Raw genomic sequence first — 17,160 nt, forward strand, 5'->3', positions numbered from 1 at the left:
CCTTTGCGGTCGGTGCACCGCTCGGCCTGCTTGCTGGCGCTGGCCGGCCGTCTCGGCATTTTTTGCACCGCTGCGCCTGATCCTGATGGGGATGCCGGCACCGATCCTCGCCATACTCTGCATCCTCTGGTTCGATGGCGGAACCGTGACGGTCATCCTGACCGTGGCAGCGCTTTTGCTGCCTGTGTTTCAGCTTGCCACGGCTGAAGGCATGTCGGCCATCGACAGGCAGCTTGCCGAAATGGCGCGCGTTTTCCGCGTTCCGGCGGCGCGCCGGCTTCACCGCATCGTGTTGCCGGCCGTATGGACGGCGCTCGGCCCCGCCCTGCGCATCGCGCTTGCGAATGCACTGCGCGTCACTCTTCTGACCGAGCTGCTGTCGGGTGCCGAAGGGCTGGGGTCAGCGGTGCAGTCGGCGCAGAGCTGGTTGCAAACCGACCGCCTTTTCGCCCTTGTCCTGATAATTCTTGCCCTGATCGGTCTGGCCGAAGCCGGGTTGACCTCTCTCTTGCGGGAAAGGAAACGGTCATGATCCTTTTCGCCGCCGAGAAAGCCGGTTTGCAGTTTCCAGGTCGCTGCGAACCCGTGTTCAGCGATCTCTCGCTGACCATCCGCAAAGGCGACAATCTTCGTCTCACCGGTCCGAGCGGTTCCGGGAAAACCAGTCTGATGCGGATGATCGCCGGGCTTGAGCGCCCCACGACCGGACGCGTTCTCGCCCTGCCACAAAACACAGGCATGGCATTTGCCGAGCCCCGCCTGCTGCCACGGCTTTCCGTTCTGGAAAACCTGCTCTTCATCGCCCCCGACGCCGGGAGAGAGGCTCGGAGCATGCTCGATGCGGTCAACATTCCAGACTTGGCTGACAAATCCGCCGCCAGCCTCTCCAAAGGTCAGGCACAGCGGGTCGCCCTCCTCCGGGCGCTCCTCGCGCGGCCTGATATCCTGCTTCTGGACGAAGCGTTCGGCGGGCTCGACACACGGGTCTGGCAGGTGGTGCGCGATCTGGTCTTCGAGCGGGCAAACCGAGACGGGCTGGCACTGATCGAGATCAGCCACGATCCCGCAAGACTGCTTTCAGCAAACGCCAAAGGAATATGTCTTGCCTAGGAGCATGAGGTAGCGCGCTAATCTGACGTGGTCGAAGAGCACATGAGATCAAGAACGACTTTGAGGCGCCTCACCAGTTCGCTGACGCAGCGTGGCTGGGCCAGTTTGCCGGTGTCAGATCAGTCCCGCCAGTGGTTTTGATCGAGACAATCATCGCCGGTAGACTCTAACTCCTGAAAACTTCGCTCAACAACGCCCTCGCCTGGAGGCGATGCACTTTCCTCTGTCATCACCCCCCTGCCTTCAAGGGTCATGATGGTATCAGCCATGCGCGCAATCAGTTCCCCATCATGGGAAAACAGAACAACGGACATGCCCCATTCCGACATGGCCAGAGCGATGGCTTTCTCCACATGGGTTTGCGATTGAACATCAAGCGCCGAGGTCGGTTCATCGGCGACGAGCAATCGCGGGCGCTGCACAAGAGCGCGCGCAAGCGCCACGCGCTGGACCTCACCGCCGGAAAGCGTGCGGATACGCCGATTTTGAAAATCAGTTTCCGCGCTAAGCCCGACCTTCTTTAGCACCGTTTCCACCGCGCGTTGCACTTCATGGGTTGAGATGCGCTCCCGGACGGTCCCTCGAGCCACCAGACGCATTGCCTCGGACACCGTGCCCGAAACCGTGAAATGGCCGGGGATGGAACGGCCTGGATGCTGCGAGAGATAACCGACAGTCCGGGCGCCGGAAGCCTTCCGTATATGGCGTATCTCACCCTGTTGCAAAGCTTCGAGGCCGATCAGGAGGCGTGCAAGCGTCGATTTGCCAGCACCGCTCTCGCCCCGTATCGCAAGGCAGGCCTTTGCCGGAACGGAAAAGCTCAGATCATGGAGCACGCAACGGGCCCCATGGTGATGGCAGAGCCCTGACACGTTCAGCGCAACCGGTTGGCCCGCGCTCCGGGCTCGCTTCGTTGCCTTTGGCTTCGGCAGCCGCAGAAGTGCGCGCGTAGCCGCGTGGCGCGGTGAGGTCAGCACGTCATGCACTGCCCCCTCTTCAACGATCCGCCCCCGGTCGAGAACGGCGACCCGGTCGGCAATCGGCGCGAAGAAGGCTGGATCATGCGTTATCAGAATTTGCGCACGCTTTTCACGCCCCTGTGCGATCGCGTCACGCGCCAGGCGGCGGTTGACGTTGTCGAGCGCCGCTGTGGGCTCGTCGAGGATGAGGCAGTCCGGCCGGGGGATGAGCGCCAGCGCGGTCAAAAGCCGTTGAATTTCACCGCCGCTCAGGCCCAAGGGGCGACGGTCGAGCAGGTGTTCCGGAATGTTGCCTCCGGCGCAGACCTGTTCGGGCGTCACCCCGAAACATTGGTGTATGGCCAACATTTCGGCGATGTGCGCACGAACCGTCATCTGCGGGTTGAGCGCGTCTGCCAGCCCCTGCATGATGAGGCCGATCCGGCGTCCGCGCAGGCGCGACATTTCGGATGCGGACGCGCGCATCACGTCGACACCCGCCACGCGCGCCGAACCCGAAAAGGTATGGATGGCAGGCGGCAGAAAGCCCGCCAGAAGTCTTGCAAGACTGCTCTTTCCCGCACCCGAATGGCCGATGAGAAGCAGCGTCTCGCCGCGCGCCACGCAAAGCGTCAAATCCTGAAGCAGAACGGTTTCCCCGGTCCGCACGCCTGCACCTTCGAGTTGGATCACAACGTTTGCCCTCGCACGCCCGCTGCGCTTTCTTCCAGTCTGCGGCCGATGCCAAGCAGCACGAAGAGAAAGGCTGAAAGACAGAAGGCGGGTGGAAGAAGGAGCCAGACCCAGGCCGGCTCGTGCAGATAGTCCACGGCGTCCTGTATCATACCGCCCCAAGTGAGAAGACGCGGGTCGACCAGACCCAGAAAGGACAGACCCGTCACCCGCATCACCGCCTGAACCGCGTTCTGGACATAAATGGCGGCGAGCGTCGGCCAGAGCGCCGGAGCGACGTGCCGCACCAAAAGATAGGGCCATGACGCGCCCATAAGGCGCGCCAGCGCTACGTTCTCGCGAGACAGCTCCCGCAAAAGAATGGCACGCAGCGGGCGCACATCATCATGCCATGTGGTGAGCGCTATCAGGAGAACCAGTCCCCAGGCATCCGGCTTCACCCACGCCGCAAAGAGCAGCAGGATCAGAATTGAGGGAATGATCTCCATAACATCGGCAATGCGCAGGACCAGCCCGCCGGCAAGCCCGCGCAAGCCCGCTGCGATTGCCGCCAGAAGAAACCCGATCAAGAGCGCAGACGCGGCAATAATCAGCGCGAGGCCGACCGTGGTCGGTGCAGCACGCAGCAAACCGGTCAACACATCCTGCCCGATGTCATTGGTGCCGAGCCAGTGTTCACGCCCCGGCGGGGAAAGCGTGTCTGGCCCGGTCACATAGGGTGGCAGAAACATGACCAACGCCAGGAACACCGCCCCCGCCGCAAGGGCGGCTGCGCTAAAACATGCACCTGAAGAAAACCGAAAGCGCATTTCCTCAGCCCCGCCGCGCCCGCGCCTCGGTAAGCGCATCGAATATCCAGTTGAGCAGCAGAACGAGTATGGCCAGAACCGCGATGGCTCCACGCAACAGCGGATAGTCACGGTCGAGTACCGCCTGATACATGAGACGACCGATGCCGGGATAAGCAAAGATCACCTCGACATAGAGCGCTGCACTCAAGAGCGTGGCGATGGACTGGCCAAGACGCGCAAAGACGACGGCCATGAGATTGCGCCCGAAATAGTCGCACCGTTCGCGCCAACCGCCAATGCCACGCGCACGGGCATTGAAGAGAAAGGCCCGCCGCGACACCAGAATGGTTTCAGACCGAAGAATAAAGAAATAGCGCACGAGTTCGTGCGTCGAAAGCGCGATGGCCGGCAAAAGCGCATGGCGCGCAATGGCGACAAGCCGTTCCAGCGGGTCCGCTGCCGGTATGACGGGCTCCGCCCCGGCAGAAGGCAGAACCGGCCAAACAATGCCAAACAGGAGCAGCAGAAAGACGGCCATGACAAAGGACGGAATGCTGGCGAGAACACTCATGCCGAGCGTGATCGCGCGGTCCATGCGCGAGCCCGGCGCACGTCCGGCCTCGATCCCGGTTGCCAGCCCCATGGCCAGAAAAAGCGGCACGGCAAGCATCACCAGAAGGCCGGTCCATGGTAAGGCACCCAGAAGAATGTCAGCGACTGGCGCACCGTGGATCAGCGAAAAGCCAAGTTCGCCACGCAAGGCGGCAAAGGTCTCCGCCCCGACCTGCTGCCACAGACCTCCCGAAAGACCCATGCGTTCGCGCAGCGCCGCCTCCGTGCCGGCATCGAGCCCAAGCACCAGATCGGACGCCATCAGACTGTCGAATGTATCGCCAGGCAAAAGCCGGGGCAGCACCGACATGAGAACGAACACAAGGCCAAACACCACAAGCCGCGCGGCGAGGCCGCGCAGCAGATAGGCCGCAAAGGTGGGATTCATCGCAGGCATAGCACTTTCCCGGACGGCGGCAGGCTTTGCCCGCCGCCAGCTTCGTCATTTCAGGAAAGTGTATTTGTGGACGGCCACGGGAATGCCAACAGCAACACCATCCGGGAAGAAAAACGGTGTTACACGCGGTCCATGTGCTGCAGCCCAGACGGTGTTCACCAGCATGATGGTCGGCAGTTCCTCGGCATAGGCTTCCTGAAACTGATGCAAAAGCTCGGCCCGTTCGGTCGGGTCGAGGCTGCGTGCCTGCGCGTCCGCCAGCGCGCGCAAGCGGCCATCGCCGGTAAACCGCTCATTGTTCCGCTTCATGCCAAACACCCGCTCCCGAACCGTAGAAGGATCGCCCATCGTGCTGCCGATCGCCAGGGCCAGATCGTAATCGCGAGCATCCACCGCTTCACGGAACGCGCCGGACTCAAGCACACGAAGCTCCGCGCCGATGCCAAACGCCTCCAGCTGATCCACCAGCACCACTGCCAGCCGCTCTTCGCGCCCTTGTGTGATGATGCGCAGCGTCACCGGTTCGCCATCACGCATCCACCAGCCATCGTCGCCACGCGCCCAGCCGGTTGGGAGAAAAGCGCCGCCGCGCGTTCGGCATCGGGCGGATAGGATGCAACCCCTTCCGGTTGAACCATCGTGATCCATCCTGAAGATAACCGAGGTTTGCCGGCACGGCTCCGCCGCGATAGGCGATCTTCGCCAGCGTCGCGCGGTCGATGGCATGGGCAAGCCCCTGCCGAAGCCGCACATCCGCGAAAACCCCTTCGTGTTCGAAGCGAAGCTTCGCCGGATGGCCCGCCGCGGATTCGATTATGGAAAGCCCCGCCTTCCGGGCGCGGTCGATCAGCCGAAAGGGAACGGAGGTCATCACATCGACTTCACCGGCGCGAATGGCTTCTATCGCCGCCTCGGAAGACATCTTCACCACAAGCAGTTCCCCGAAGCGCGGGGCACCCCTGTAGTAATCCTCTACGGCAGCGAGAACATAACGCCCTTGTGCCCGGTCATGAGAGACCAGACGAAAAGGCCCACTGCCGGTAAGCGCGGCGTCATCGGTGAAGCGCCTCGGATTTTCGCGGCCTTCATAGATATGCTGCGGCAGGATGGGCAGCCCCATCAGCACCCCCGCCTCGAAACCGGCGTCGGGTTCGCTCAGCGTGATGCGAATGCGGTCCTCGTCGAGGATCTCGGTTCCAGCGACATTGGCCAGCGAAACGAAAACGTGCGGATTGGTTCGCATATAGTCGAAGGTAAAGGCCACGTCGGCGGATGTGACATCCTCACCGTCATGCCAGCGCGCGGCTTCATCGAGCGTCAGATCGAAGCTCAATCCGTCGGGGGAGCGCTTCCATTCCCGCGCGAGCTCCGGCGCCGGATCGCCTTTGGCATCCTGCCCGACAAGATTGTCGAACACCCAGGATGTCAGGATGTAGCCCATACCGCCGCGTCCCTGAAGATAAGGCGCCGGCAGGCCCCAATCCGGATCGTCGTCGGCGATGACAACCCGTTCGTCCGCTGCCTGCGCCAGCGTGGTGTGCAGACCTGCTATGGCGGGAAGAGATAGGCCCATTGCAAGAAAGGTGGTCAGAATTCTCGACATGGCAGCCCCCGCATTAGGCGATCCCGATGGGCGGCTGTGCGAACTTGCCGCTCTCGGGAATGAGTTGGAATGAGACGTGTTGCGCGAAGCGCGAACACATAAAAACATTACTCAAATTCTCATGTTTGCAAAACACGCGTCTCCTGCACTTCATTCATGCATGCGGCGCACGAATAAAGTGCAGGGGCAGCGACGGGGATTTACCGGCGATGCGCCCGGACCAGGCAATCATAGGCAATGCGTTCGCCCGCATCCGTGTTGACAGGCCGGGCAATGCGCTCCGCCCGCTCAATTTTCAGCTCTGCGCCAATCGCGTCCGAAACCAGCTGCGCGGTATAGAGGAAATCGGGGCTTTGCGGGCCGCCATATCCCTCGGTGAGATTGCTGAGATCATGCCCCACGAGAAGGAAGGTCCCGCCCTCGGCGACGGCGGCGGCGGCTTGCTTGAGCACCGGGGCAAGATCGGCGGAGGGAATGTGAAAATAGATCATCGCAACCAGATCGTATCGGCGCGCTTCCGGAACATGGCTGCGCAGATCCACCGCTTCTGCATCGAACCGGTCGGAAAGACCGAGTGTGTTTGCCGCCTGCCTTGCCCTGTCGATGGCGACATCGGACAGGTCGAGCGCCCGCACATTCCATCCGCGTTCCGCGAGCCAGAGCGCGTTGCGGCCTTGTCCTGCCCCAAGATCCAGTGCACGGCCGGGTGCAAGCGCCTCGGCTTCGGCAACGAAAGCCCGGTTCGGCCTTGCACCCCAGAGGCTGTCCGTCGCACGGTAGCGCTTGTTCCAGTCTTCACGGCTAAGGGTCGGCTTTCGCCGGGTGTCCGGCTGGTGGGGAGAGGTGGCGGTAGACTTTCCGGCGTCGGTCATGGTTCGGTTCCACTTGTCGCTTCGTTTCAGCCGCGAAACTAGCGATGGAAACATCCCGGCAACAGGCGCGGCGCACGCATGCCGCCCGTGCATGTCATGCACCCTTCAAACGGTTCGGGCGCACGTCTCTTTGAGACACTGCCTGACCCAGCGGTGCAGTGGATCGTTCTCCAGCCTCGGGTGCCAGAGCATGGAAACGGTCACCTGCGGGCTTGGAAACGGCAGTTCGAACGTGTTCAGGCCATGGCGCAGATTGGCCGTATGGCGATCCGGCACCGTGGCGACCAGATCCGTCTCGCGCGCCAGCGCAAGAACGCTTGAAAAACCGCCCACGATAACGGCAACATTGCGCCTGAGGCCGAGCAGTGCAAGCGCATCGTCAATCGGTGCGTGCGGATGTTCGCAACCGGCCACATGGCGCGCAATATCGACATGGCGGCGCATCGCATAGCCTTTGGCGGAAGCAATGTCCTCTGCCACGGCACTGTCCGCACGCATCGCGCCGACAAAGCGGTCTCGAAACAGCGCCTGCGTGCGAAATTCCGGCCCCATCGACGCATTGACGACACCGGTTTCCAGATCGATATGACCGTTGCGAAGGCCACTGTTGTCCGCGCCTTGCCGAAGAACGAAACGCAGCCGCAACCCCGGCGCATCGGCCCCAAGGCGGGCGATCAGCGCCGGACCGTAATTCTCGACAAAGCCGTCACTGGTCCTGAGGGTGAAATCACGCTCGATCCGGCCAAGGTCCAGATTTTCCTGCGGCCTCAGCATGGTCTGCGCATCTTCCACCAGCGCCCCGACCGTCTCTCGCAGTTCCAGCGCCCTGGGCGTCGGCACCAGCCTGCGCCCGGCCTGTACGAGCAGTGGGTCGCCGGTGGTTTCCCTGAGACGGGCAAGTGCCCGGCTGGTGGCCGAGGGGCTGAGATTCAGCCGCCTTGCAGCCGCCGCCACACTGCCTTCGCTCAAGAGCGCGTCCAGCGCGATAAGAAGGTTCAGATCGGGATGGGACATGCAGTTTCGTCTGTTGGCTGTTTTCGAGATCGAGCAGAACGCACGCGCACGATCTCAATCGGTACCAGCGCTACCTCACGGCCACGCTCCCTGCAAAGCGCCGAGCTTGTTTTCATCCTCACTCGAAGTCACAGGCCTAACCGCAATTGTACGAGTAGACAAGCCGCGATCTGCCACTGGATGGGCCTCGCCTTATTGACGTTCGCGCGTAAACGTCAGAAAATATGATAATTCAAGTCTAAATTAATTCAGCGCATCTCTAGCGCATACAGGAAACATCATGTCATCCACCTTCCGCAGCACGGCCGTCGCCGCAACCCTCATGCGCGAACATCAGGCAGCGCGCGAGGCCTACGAACAGTACAGCGCCCGCAAGACGGACGGCGTTTCCTCCTGATCAAGCGATCAGCAGAACAGGTTTGAACTTGCAGAGGGGCTTTCATCATGAGCGATAGAATTGAAACGGGAAGAAGACATTTATGCATCGGCTTCAGCCTCACGGCGACATGGCTGCGCGGAAAAGACTTCACAAGGGAAGACGGGACCGTTGAGCAAAAGGACACGGTCGCGTTTTACACCGATTTGGCGAAGCGCTCGGAAGCGGCGAAGCTGGACTTCGTGTTCAAGCCCGATACGCTCAACCACAACCCCGCGATGGTCGGAAAATCCTCCGGCTTTGTGGGACTCGACCCGACATTGATGCTCGCCACGCTCGCGCGTGAGACAGACCGGATCGGTCTGGTCACAACGGCGTCGACGACCTTCAATCCGCCCTATGTCATGGCAAGGCAGATTCAGTCGCTGCACTGGTTGAGCGACGGGCGTGCGGGCTGGAACATCGTCACCTCGATCGAAGGCGCGGAAAACTTCGGACTGGCGGAAATGCCCTCGCCGCAGGAGCGTTACGCCAAGGCCGAGGAAGCCACCGAGATCGTTCGCCAATTGTGGCAAAGCTATCCCTATGAGGCCCTTTGCTATGAGGCGGGTGTCGAGGAAAAGAAGGCTGCCCCTATCGATTACACAGGCGATCATTTCAGCGTCAAAGGCCCGCTTAACGTGCCCGGACACCGCGCCGGCCCGCCGCCGCTCTTTCAGGCCGGAGCATCCGACACGGGGCGCAATTTTGCGGCATCGGTGGCCGACGCGATCTTTGCAGCCACACCCGACATCCACGCCGGCATTGACCTGAGAAGCGACCTGCAAAAACGCGCAGTGGCGCAGGGTCGGCCAGCGGATGCGGTACGCGTTCTTCCCGGCCTCTACTTCTTTCTTGGAAAGACGCGTGAAGAGGCTTTCGAGATGCACCGCGCGGCCCATGCCTTTTACGACACGCAGAAGCGCATCGATTCCGTGAAATCCGTGCTCGGCCTTGATCTTACCGGGGTTGAAGCGGACCGGCGGGTGACACCGGATATGCTGCCCAATCCGGACAGGCCCGTTCGCAGCAGAACCCATGCCGACCTTCTGCGCCGCTATATCGAGCGCGAGCAACCCACCGTGGAGGTGCTGCTTGCCCGCCCCGAAGTGGTCGGATCGGCCCATTGGGTTTCACTGGGCACCGTCGAGGATGTGGTCAACGATGTGGAGGACTGGTTTCGCGAAGGTGCGATGGATGGCTTCATCGCTCTTCCGGGCGGTTCCAGTCAATCGGTCGACCTGTTTTTCGATGAGATGGTCCCGATGCTCGTCGAGCGCGGGCTTTTCCGCAAAGACTACAGCGGATCGACGCTGCGGGAGCATCTCGGACTTTCATAAGCAGGAGCCGGTTTATGCCGGCGGTGTGCCGAGCGAGACATCGCGCGCTGCCAGAAACAACGCCTCGCGGTGCTTTTCGTTGGCAGCGTTCTCCAGAAGCGACACCGTCGACAAGACGCAGGCGAGTTCTCCCTGTGCATCGAACACTGGAGCCGCCTTGCCCGTGAGCGCGGAGAAAAGATGCTCGCTCAGTTCGGCACCGCCTTCCCGGCGAACCTCTTCAAGCCTGGTTTCAGTCGGCGGGGTTCCACGAACCATGTCGGGCTGGGTTTCCCGCGCCACGGCAATCTCCTGCGGTGTTAGATAGGCCTGAAACACCAATCCGCAGGCCGAGTTGTCGAGCGGAAGAACATCACCGAGGCTGACCGTGCTGATCGTGAACCGCGCATTCTTGAACCAGCGCACGACAGTCGGGCCGCGATCGGTCCAGATCACGATGCCGCATGCCGTTGTCATCTCGGCGGCAAGCTGTTTTACCCGTTGCGTCGCCGCCTCCACCGGGTCGATGCGGCGCAGCGCGCCGATGCCGATATTGAGCGCCTGCGGCCCCAGATCGTATCTGCCGCTCAGGGCGTCCTGATCGGCAAGCCCTTCCTTGACCAGGCTTTGCAGATAGCGGTGTGCGGAAGAGTTTCCCGTGCCTGCGCGTTTTGCCAGTTCGCCCAGAGGCAGAGGCGTTTCTGCATCGGCAAGAATTTTCAGAAAACGCATTGCGATCGATACCGATTGTATCGTCCCGGCACGTTTTTCCCGCTGTCCGGGTTCTGCGTCGCTCAATGACATAGTGTTCGCTAATCCCCCGCGACATAACCCGTTTTCCGCCTGATGGCCGTCAGTCAATTCATCCGGAAATGAAGCGGCAGTCTGCCAGAACCCATTCTGTTTTCAAAGACTTGGAACAGCAGTCAGCGTGATAAAACAGTGTCGCATGACTGGCGCCAAGCCGTCCATTCCGCCCATGTTTCGGACCATCAAAACTGTGCCTTTCATGTCACAATGATTTCACTTTGGCGCTCGAGACCGCCTCGCTGGCACGCAATTTCCATAGGAATGATTGACCGGTGGAATGTGTTCTTTATTGTGGAACGATCTTCCAATCCATGCGAGCCACGGTTTTCCCCAGCCAGCATTCTTCATGGCAATCCGGGGGCATTCCATGTCAATCACGATCAAGCGACCCTTGATGCAGGGCGCCAGCGCGCTTTCAATTCTCGTCGCAAATGCGTTATCGGTACAGGCTCAGGAAGCCGATACGATATCGAACTTTACCGTTCTCGAAACCCTGATGGTGACCGGCGAGCGGGTGGAGCGCAGCGTCTTCGATACCGCTTCCTCGGTCGAGGTCGTCAGCGATGAACAGTTAAAGAAAAAAGCGCCGGGCAAGAGCGTCAAAGAGATCATTGACGGGATGGCCAATGTGCACATGCCGGGGGACACGGGCGCGCCTGTCATTCGCGGTCAGGCAACGGAAGGCCCGAACCGGGGCGTAGGGGCGTTCACAGCCGGCACGGTTCCGCGTGCAACCCTCAATGTCGATGGGCGCTATCTGAGCTTCAACGAGCTCTATTTCGGAACATCGTCTCTCTGGGATGTAGAAAGCGTTGAAGTTTTCCGCGGGCCACAGACCACGTCGCAGGGCGCCAACAGCATTGCCGGCGCGATCATCGTCAACACCAAGGATCCCACATTTACACCTGAGGCCGCCTATCAGGTCATATATGGCAGCAACAATATGAAGCGGGCATCCGTGGCGTTCTCGGGCCCGATCATCGAGGATGAGCTGGCGGCGCGTCTGGCACTCGATTACTTCGACCGCGACACCTATGTCGACTTCGTGAACCCCACTTTCGATCCCGGCGACGCGGAGACGGACATTCTGATCCGCAACGGCCGCTTCAAGCTCCTGTGGACCCCCTCTTCGGTGCCGGGCCTGGAAGCGAAACTGACTTATTCTCATTCAGAATCGAACGGCCCGCAGGCAGAGAGTGTCAGCTTTCCTTTCGACAATTGGGAAAGCACGGCGGATGCCGTGGTCGGCTGGCCTATCAAGTCGGATGCCGTGATTGCCGATGTCAGCTACGAAATGGACAACGGCATCACCCTGTTCAACCAGTTTCAGTATTCGCAGGCCGATATCGAACGGCGTTATCGCATTGCCAATCTGGGTACGGTGACGCTCGACCAGACCGACGTGTCCAACGAAACCCGCGCGACATTCGAAGCCATGGATGGACGCCTCACCGGTGTTCTGGGCCTGTTCGCGCGGCAGGTCGTGTCCGACGAGTACATGAACCTTTTGGGTGACTACGACTTCGATGACACGAAAACCAGTCTGGGTGTCTACTCGGAACTCACCTATGACATCACCGACCGCTGGTCTGTAACCGGCGGGCTGCGCTACCAATACGACAAGGTGGAGCGTCTGATTGCTCTGCCGACGGGTTCCACGCATGACTATCAGGAGAATTTCGGCGCTCTTCTGCCAAAACTCTCAGTCTCCTACAAGGTCACGCCGGATATCGTCATTGGAGGTTTGGTCAGCCGAGGCTACAACCCGGGCGGCGTGAGCCTGCGCAGCCGCACCAACATCGCGGTGCCATTTCAGCAGGAGACAGCCTGGAACTACGAGCTTTTCGGCCGCGCCAATCTTCTGGACGATCGCCTGACGCTGACCGGCAATCTCTTCTACACCGACCACCGTGACGCACAGCGCAACGTCATCAACTTCATCTCCTCCGTTTTCCCTGAAAGCGTGACCGTCAATGCGGAACGCGCACGCAGCTACGGGTTGGAAGTGGGCGGGACGTATCGCTTCAACGACGCGTTCCAGATCTATGGGTCTGCCGGATTGCTGCGAACCGAGGTTGTCGAATTCACCAACTCGGCGGCTGACTTCGAAGGCAAGGAGTTCGAACGTTCGCCGCGCTACAGCTTCTCCATCGGCGCGAACTGGGACATTACCGAACAATGGGCGGTCAATGCCGATTTGCGGCATGTGGGAAGCTATTTCTCCGATAGCGAAAACGATCCGCAGTTCAAGATCGAACCCTACACGGTCGCCAACGCACAGGTCAGCTACAAGCCCCGCGATGAGTTTGAAGTCTTCGGTTATGTGAAGAACATCTTCAACGACACGTCACCGACGAGTATCTCCAACTTCCGCGGCAGCCTTAGCGGCTCCGTCGTTCGCCCCCGCGAATTCGGCATCGGCGTGCGCGGGCAGTTCTGACCCGTCTTGATGGGGCAGCGGATCGAGAACAGGCTTCGTTGTTTCGGCCGATGCTCCAGCAACCGATGTGACAAAAATCCCGGCGCTCTTTCCGGCGCCGGGCTCAACAAACGAAGTGCCTGAGGCGGCTCCGGAACGGGCCGCCTTTTTTACTGCCGGGACCATTCCTCGATACTGTCCAGCATATGCCGGGCGCTGGCGATCGTTGGCGTTGCAACGGCTATCGAATTGGCGAACACGATCCGCTTTTCCTTTGCCGCTTTCATGAAGCGATCCCAACCCGGAGCCAGTGCATCGAGGTTCTTGCGCACCGCCGCCTCGCCCTGTTCGGTGCTCATATAGCCGTTCATAATGACCAGAATGTCGGGATCGAGTTTTACAAAAGTCTCCGAGTTCAACGGGGCCATGAACCCAAGGCCGTGTTCGTTTCTGTCATCCGTATCGGGCAGCGCAGCGCGGCTGTATCCAAGGTCCTCAAGCGCCTGAACAGCGCCTGATTTGTTGCGCAGGACGTTGATCTGGTCGAAGACGATGACGGCAAGATAGGTCTTGTCCTCATCGCCCTGCGGCAGGGTTGCACGCACTTCGTCAACGCGCCTGCGATAGTCGGCTTCCAGCCGGGCATACGTGTCTTCGCGACCAAGCGCGGCCGCGATTTTCTTCTCCACCGCGAAGCCTGTCACCGCGTCGGACGCGAAGTCCTGCAAATAGACGGGCGCGATGCTCGAAAACGTCTCTGCAAGCCGCTGTTGCTGTGTGATGCCGACCATAAGGTCGGGCTTCAGCGAGCGAACGAGTTCAAGATCGACATCACCGATGGCGCCGATGCCGGTCAAGCCCTTCTCCGCTGCACTGATGCCGAAAACGCCCTCGACGAAGTCGATGTCCATGAGCGTTTCACCGTTCTTCGCGCGGCCATAGAGGGCGACGACATTCAGCCCCAGCTCCATCATGGGCAGACCGATCAGCGGTTCGTGCAAAGCGACAATGCGTTTCGGCTCCACCGGTATCTCCACGGAGCGCCCGGCATCGTCGGTCACCTGCTTCGTTTGGGCCAGAGCGGATGTGCCAAGCATCAGCGCTGCGCAAATTGTTGCAAACCTTCTCATGGAGTGTCCTTCCTCAATGGATGGCGCGCCGCGCCAGGGCGCGCAGCCGCAATGTGACGATGAAAACGGGAACGCCAATCAGCACGATGCTCAACCCGGTCGGCATCGCGATTTCGCCTATAAGCGCGCGCGTCAGGGCATCGGCGGCGATCACGAGAAGACCACCAACCATGGCCGAGAGAACGAGGCGTGCCCTGCCTGAAGCCGGTGCGATGAAATTGGCGATGTGCGGCGCCATGATGCCGAGAAAGACCAGCGGGCCGACAGCCGTTACCGACGCGGATGTCAGAAGCACGGCGGCAAGAAGGATCAGCGGCTTGGAATAGCGCACCGGTTCTCCAAGAGCCATGGCCATCTGGTCGCCAAGGTCGTAGCTGCGCAACCTTCGGCCCAGAAAGAGAATGATCGGCAGGCTGACGACACACCATGCATGAAAGCCGCCAAAGCGCTCCACGACGAGCGAAACAGCGAACCCGCCATCCAGTCTCCAAGCGCCTGCGATACCTCCGGAGGCGTATAGAGCACAAGGATTGTCGTGATGGAGGAAAGGCTGGTTTCAATCGCGATGCCCATGAGGAGAATGCTCATGCCACTGGCATTGCTTCTTCCCACCAGGCGATCAGCAAGCACCCCACGGCGAGCCCGCCGGCGAGCGCGGCGAGCGGCAGAACCGCTTGCGGAAACGCCGGGAAAAACACCAGCGCGATCATGATCGTGGTCAGCGACCCCTGGCTCAGGCCCAGCAACCCCGGATCGGCGAGAGGATTCTGAGACAGGGATTGCAGCATCGCCCCGGTCAGCGCGATGCACCAGCCGACCATCAGCCCCATGAGAATGCGCGGCAGACGCACATCCCAGATGGCGAATGCGGCATCGCTGCCGCCGGGGCCGCTCACGAGCGCGCGGACGATGGCCAGAGGCCCGAGGTCGGTGGTGCCCACCGAGAGTGAGAAAGCCAGCATTGCAAGCGTGGCAAGCAGCAGACCGCAAAAGGCGCTCAGATCCACAAGGCGGATTTTCAGCCCGCCAGGCAGGAAAAGCGCCAGACGCCGGTCAAGACCCTGTGCAATCACCGTCACAGCGCCGTCCTCGCGCCGGGTGAAAGGTAACAGCGCTTGACGATGATCGCGAAAGCATCCCGCCGAGGAGATCCATCATGATCCCCGTATGCAAAACAAAAGGCGTGAAAGCTGTCCGTGCGGCAAGGTCGGCCAGAAGGCAGGTTGCCGCCCCCAGCACCGCATTGGCCGGCAGGGCCTTCTTGAATGCAGCCCCCGCGAACGGCCGCACCATATGTGGCACGATTAGACCGACAAACCCGATGGGGCCGCACACCGCGACCGCAGCGCTGGCCGAGACCACGACCGCCGCCAGGGCGATGAACCTGACACGCTCGACATCGACACCGGCGGAAGCCGCCTTCTCCCGACCGAGCATGACCAGCGTCAGCGGGCGTGCGAGAAAGAAGAGAAGCGCCACACCGATCGCGCCCAGCCACCAGAAACTATAAAGCCGATCGGCATAGGCGTGATTGATGTTGCCGCTCACCCAGCTCAAAAACTCGCTGCGACGTGAGGGGCTTGCAAGAAGAAGCGCGTTGGCGAGCCCGGAGTAAAGCATCGAAAGTACGGCTCCGGAGAGGATGAGACCCAGTCCACGCGGATCGCGCGACATTCCGGTGAGACGGGTCACGAAGAGGCAAATGACAAAACCGAAAAGACCGCCCACGATTGCGGCGACGCCCTGCCAGGCGAGCGGTATGTCGAGCAGGAATATACCCGCGATGACAAAAAGCGTCGCTCCCGAACTGACACCGAGAAGAGACGGGGATGCCAGCGGATTGCGCGTGAGACCCTGAAGAACGCATCCGCCGCACGCCATGACAGCCCCCACGAACATCGCGATCAGAGCGCGCGGGAGACGCTGATAGACCACGATGAAATGGTCGAAATCCTCCTGATCGAAGAACAGCAGAGCCTCGACAACGCTGCGTGGCGAAATCGACGTCGCACCAAGAGAGAGATTGCCCAGGAACGCGGCCACAAGGATCAACACTGCGCCGGCGGGGGCTAAGCCGACCGGCAAGCCGGTTCGCATGGTCATGAAGCCAGAGCCTGTTGTGTTCGCTTTGGCTCCGGCAGACAAACGATGCGTCCGTCGCGCGCGAAAACGTCCGCCTCGATCTCGAACGCAGCCATCACGTTTTCGCGCGTGATGGTCCGTTCCGTCGGGCCGTTGGCAATGGTTCGCCCTTCCCGCATGATGACCACGTCATCGGCGAATGTCGCGGCGAGGTTCAGGTCGTGAAGAACGGAAATCACCGTCTTGCCCCGCTGGATCGTGAGGTCGCGCACCAGCTCCAGCACCGAATACTGAAAGCGCAGATCGAGATGGTTGACCGGTTCGTCCAGAAGGATGATGTCGGCGTCCTGCGCCAGCACCATGCGATCCAGGCGCGCTGCCGTTGCCCGCCCGAAAGCCTGTTCACCGGGAGATGCCCCATATCAGAGAGGCCGACCGTCGCGAGCGCATTGAGGAATGCCTTGCGGTCGGCATCGCTCGGTCCGCCAAAGAGCGAATAGCGTGCATAACCGCCCAGTTCCACCAGTTCTCCGACGCTCAGATAGTCGGGGCAGAAGTTTTCCTGTGGCAGATAGGCGATGCGGCGCGCAAGCGCGCGCCGGCCGATGCCGGCAATGGGCTGTCCATCCAGCGTCACCTCTCCGGAAACCGGCTTCAGGAACCCCATCACCGTTTTGAGAAAGGTGGACTTTCCGCAGCCGTTCGGCCCCACAAGAGCGGTGAAACGCCGATGGGCGAAACCCGCTGAAAAGCCGTCCAGAACACGCGCGCCCTTGGGGCCGTAAGAAACCGAAAGAGTGTGTGAGGAGAGCAAGAAGGCCACCGGTGGTTGCTATCGAAGATCAACCACACATACCTGACAAATCTACTCCACAATATCAAGAGTGATGCCGGCCTGAGCCTCGCTTCTCATCTGCTTCTGCGGTGAGCAGAG

At 60.9% G+C, this 17,160-nt stretch carries 13 protein-coding genes and 3 pseudogenes; 4 read left to right on the forward strand and 12 right to left on the reverse strand.

Annotated elements, in window-relative coordinates; translation table 11 throughout:
* The coding region (locus JCM21793_RS25815) for an ABC transporter permease (RefSeq protein ID WP_202901425.1) at positions 1–532 on the forward strand (532 nt) is incomplete at its 5' end.
* Positions 529–1,110, forward strand: coding sequence for an ATP-binding cassette domain-containing protein (locus JCM21793_RS13090; protein WP_025030664.1), 582 nt, complete (start codon positions 529–531; stop codon positions 1,108–1,110). The genes JCM21793_RS25815 and JCM21793_RS13090, both read left to right, overlap by 4 nt.
* Before the next feature lie 119 nt (positions 1,111–1,229).
* Here the strand turns inward: JCM21793_RS13090 and JCM21793_RS13095 are convergent, their stop codons facing one another.
* From JCM21793_RS13095 to JCM21793_RS13120, 7 genes are all read right to left on the reverse strand, one after another.
* A complete protein-coding gene (locus JCM21793_RS13095; protein WP_025030665.1) occupies positions 1,230–2,762 on the reverse strand; it encodes an ABC transporter ATP-binding protein in 1,533 nt (510 codons plus the stop codon).
* Complete coding sequence (locus tag JCM21793_RS13100; protein WP_244439750.1) at positions 2,759–3,511, reverse strand: ABC transporter permease; 753 nt, start codon at positions 3,509–3,511, stop codon at positions 2,759–2,761. The genes JCM21793_RS13095 and JCM21793_RS13100 overlap by 4 nt, the downstream gene beginning before the upstream one ends.
* Before the next feature lie 64 nt (positions 3,512–3,575).
* A complete protein-coding gene (locus JCM21793_RS13105) occupies positions 3,576–4,562 on the reverse strand; it encodes an ABC transporter permease (RefSeq protein WP_051556185.1) in 987 nt (328 codons plus the stop codon).
* 45 nt (positions 4,563–4,607) lie between these two features.
* The gene (locus tag JCM21793_RS28280; RefSeq protein ID WP_051556186.1) at positions 4,608–5,099 is read right to left on the reverse strand and encodes a periplasmic substrate-binding domain-containing protein; all 492 of its coding nucleotides are present in this window, start codon (positions 5,097–5,099) and stop codon (positions 4,608–4,610) included.
* Entirely contained in the window at positions 5,092–6,165 is a 1,074-nt protein-coding gene (locus JCM21793_RS25820; protein WP_051556187.1) for an ABC transporter substrate-binding protein, read from the reverse strand. Before JCM21793_RS25820 ends, JCM21793_RS28280 begins: the two co-directional genes overlap by 8 nt.
* A gap of 200 nt (positions 6,166–6,365) precedes the next feature.
* Positions 6,366–7,037, reverse strand: a complete 672-nt coding sequence (locus tag JCM21793_RS13115) for a class I SAM-dependent methyltransferase (protein ID WP_025030668.1) — start codon at positions 7,035–7,037, stop codon at positions 6,366–6,368.
* 105 nt (positions 7,038–7,142) lie between these two features.
* Entirely contained in the window at positions 7,143–8,051 is a 909-nt protein-coding gene (locus JCM21793_RS13120; protein WP_025030669.1) for a LysR family transcriptional regulator, read from the reverse strand.
* A gap of 444 nt (positions 8,052–8,495) precedes the next feature.
* Here JCM21793_RS13120 and JCM21793_RS13130 point away from each other — a divergent pair, with 444 nt between their 5' ends.
* Positions 8,496–9,806 carry an NtaA/DmoA family FMN-dependent monooxygenase gene (locus JCM21793_RS13130; RefSeq protein ID WP_025030670.1) on the forward strand — a complete coding sequence of 437 codons (1,311 nt, stop codon included), beginning with the start codon at positions 8,496–8,498 and terminating at the stop codon, positions 9,804–9,806.
* Positions 9,807–9,818: 12 nt separating this feature from the next.
* On the opposite strand, the gene JCM21793_RS13135 is transcribed toward JCM21793_RS13130, so the two are convergent.
* Positions 9,819–10,589 (reverse strand): IclR family transcriptional regulator, encoded by a 771-nt coding sequence (locus JCM21793_RS13135; RefSeq protein ID WP_025030671.1) that lies wholly within the window; start codon positions 10,587–10,589, stop codon positions 9,819–9,821.
* Between the two features lie 373 nt (positions 10,590–10,962).
* Between JCM21793_RS13135 and JCM21793_RS13140 the strand changes: the two genes are divergently transcribed.
* A complete protein-coding gene (locus JCM21793_RS13140; protein ID WP_025030672.1) occupies positions 10,963–13,035 on the forward strand; it encodes a TonB-dependent receptor in 2,073 nt (690 codons plus the stop codon).
* A 149-nt stretch (positions 13,036–13,184) separates the two neighbouring features.
* Here the strand turns inward: JCM21793_RS13140 and JCM21793_RS13145 are convergent, their stop codons facing one another.
* The 4 genes and pseudogenes from JCM21793_RS13145 to JCM21793_RS25835 form a co-directional block, all read right to left on the reverse strand.
* The gene (locus JCM21793_RS13145; RefSeq protein WP_007007395.1) at positions 13,185–14,144 is read right to left on the reverse strand and encodes an ABC transporter substrate-binding protein; all 960 of its coding nucleotides are present in this window, start codon (positions 14,142–14,144) and stop codon (positions 13,185–13,187) included.
* Between the two features lie 13 nt (positions 14,145–14,157).
* A pseudogene (locus JCM21793_RS25825) lies at positions 14,158–15,223 on the reverse strand (FecCD family ABC transporter permease).
* Positions 15,220–16,247, reverse strand: a pseudogene (locus JCM21793_RS25830) (FecCD family ABC transporter permease). Before JCM21793_RS25830 ends, JCM21793_RS25825 begins: the two co-directional pseudogenes overlap by 4 nt.
* Positions 16,244–17,040, reverse strand: a pseudogene (locus JCM21793_RS25835) (ABC transporter ATP-binding protein). Before JCM21793_RS25835 ends, JCM21793_RS25830 begins: the two co-directional pseudogenes overlap by 4 nt.
* Between the last annotated feature and the right edge of the window lie 120 nt (positions 17,041–17,160).

This window comes from Nitratireductor aquibiodomus NL21 = JCM 21793 (assembly GCF_000615975.1).
GTDB classification, from domain to species: Bacteria; Pseudomonadota; Alphaproteobacteria; order Rhizobiales; family Rhizobiaceae; genus Nitratireductor; species Nitratireductor aquibiodomus.